This window comes from Vibrio sp. 10N.261.52.A1, assembly GCF_002876325.1.
GTDB classification, from domain to species: domain Bacteria; phylum Pseudomonadota; class Gammaproteobacteria; order Enterobacterales; family Vibrionaceae; genus Vibrio; species Vibrio chagasii.
This window is the reverse complement of the sequence record NZ_MCYD01000430.1, coordinates 1-341: the sequence shown is the minus strand read 5'-3', so window position 1 is coordinate 341 and position 341 is coordinate 1. Positions and strand designations below refer to the sequence as shown.

Here is a 341-nt window from a genome sequence, read left to right as displayed (position 1 = left end):
TTACGAATCACTCTTAAATACTTTGTTAGGTAAATTTTAGTTCTCGACTAAATCTTCCCACCTAGCAACCGTGACTTGTCTAGGCAGAACAAAATTACTCAAAAAGTCAGTATAAAACTCAAAACCCTCCTGTTCTGAAGGTAAAATTAACATTGCTACATCATCAAATGTAAATTTGAAATTCTGAGTTGATCTCCACTCTCTTTCACAATAAATGCTATCAAATTCCGTTGTATCGAATGTCTTAATGTAAGCTAAAAAGTCGCTGTAGCTATCCGTGAGCTTTTGATGCCCCTTAGCTGCATAACCGATTTCGTATTCTGGACTAGAAAAGTCGACAT

General features: G+C 35.8%; 1 protein-coding gene. It reads right to left on the bottom strand.

Annotated elements, in window-relative coordinates; translation table 11 throughout:
• Positions 1–36: 36 nt before the first annotated feature.
• Positions 37–341, bottom strand: a 305-nt coding sequence (locus tag BCT81_RS05155) for an abortive infection system antitoxin AbiGi family protein (protein ID WP_241908164.1), incomplete at its 5' end; no start/stop codon positions are given.